This is a genomic window from Streptomyces sp. SID5785, from assembly GCF_009870065.1.
GTDB lineage: Bacteria > Actinomycetota > Actinomycetes > Streptomycetales > Streptomycetaceae > Streptomyces.
This window is the reverse complement of sequence record NZ_WWIA01000119.1, coordinates 1-1,233: the sequence shown is the minus strand read 5'-3', so window position 1 is coordinate 1,233 and position 1,233 is coordinate 1. Positions and strand designations below refer to the sequence as shown.

Annotated in this window: 2 protein-coding genes; one reads left to right on the top strand and one right to left on the bottom strand. The window is 77.2% G+C overall.

Features of this window, described 5'->3' with window-relative positions; all coding sequences use genetic code 11:
* A partial coding sequence (locus GTW43_RS03715) for a YoaK family protein (RefSeq protein WP_161300171.1) occupies positions 1-335 on the bottom strand: 335 nt, incomplete at its 3' end.
* A gap of 240 nt (positions 336-575) precedes the next feature.
* Here GTW43_RS03715 and GTW43_RS03710 point away from each other — a divergent pair.
* A partial coding sequence (locus GTW43_RS03710; protein ID WP_161300170.1) for a hypothetical protein occupies positions 576-1,233 on the top strand: 658 nt, incomplete at its 3' end.

The following is a 1,233-nucleotide window of genomic DNA, read 5'->3' as shown; positions in this document are numbered from 1 at the left end:
CCCGCGACCGCCACGCAGGCCAGCAGCGCTGCCTGCGCCGCGAGGCACGCCACGACCTGCCCCGGCCAGCCGTGTTCCGGGGCGCGGGCGGGCGCGCGCGAGGCGCCACGGCAGGCGAGCGTGGCGAGCGCGACCCCGAGCGCGTAGCCGCCGAGCGCGAACAGCGGGGCGCCGACCTGGGAGCCGTCGCCGCGCCCCGCCGAGACGCCGAGCAGCACCAGATTCCCCGTCATCACCCCGGCGAACACCGTGCCCAGCGCCGTGAACGCGAGCGCGTCGACGGCGCCGGAGGCTCCGGCGAGCAGGACGAGGCAGGCGTGGGTGCGTCGGTTCATGGCGTCGACCGTAGGCGGGCCGGGCCGGGGTGCGGCGTGGACGCGCCCGCGACGGGTGGCTGTCGGCGGCCGGAGCCTTGAAGTAAGGTGAGCCTTACCTAATCAGGAACGTGCCTCGAGGTGCGGAGCGTCCCCGCCCTGCCCCGGCGCGTGCCGCCATGACGCCGACTCGATCCCGCAGCGGATCACGGCGTCGACCCAGGAGAACCCAGGAGACCCAGGAGTGGAGATGGCCGACCAGTGACACCCCCGGATCCCACCCCCGCCGAGCGCGCGCGGACCGTCCTCGCCGCCGCGGACTCCCTGACACTCACCGTCGCGACGGGCACGCCCGTGACGGGTGCCCCGGCGCCGGGCGCGCCCGCGACATGCACCCCCGCCACAAGAGCGTCCCACCGTGTCGACTGCGTCGCCCTGCACGCCGTCGACGCCGCCTCCCGGCTCCTCCTGCTCGACCCCGCGGAACCGGGACTGACCGCCGCGCTCACCGGAGCCCCACGCTCCGGGCTCGCCGTCCACGCCGAGTTCACCGATGTGGCCCCCGTCGCCGTACGGGACCGGGTGCGCGCCCGGCTCATGCTCAGCGGGCGGCTCACCACCGCCGGGCCCGACACCCTCGTGCTGCGACCCGCCCGCGCCGTCCTCGTCGCCGACGGCGCCCGCCACGAGCTCGACGCGGGGGAGCTCGGCGCGGCCGCCCCCGACCCGCTCGCCGGACACGAGGCCGAACTCCTGGCCCACCTCGACGCCGGGCACGCCGACATCCTGCACGAACTCGCCGCCCTGACCGAGGTGTCGGCACTCACCGGCGCCGCCCGGCTGCGCCCGGTCCGGCTCGACCGTGCCGGACTCGTGCTGCGCGGCGAGGCGGGCGGCCCGCACACCGACGTCCGCATCG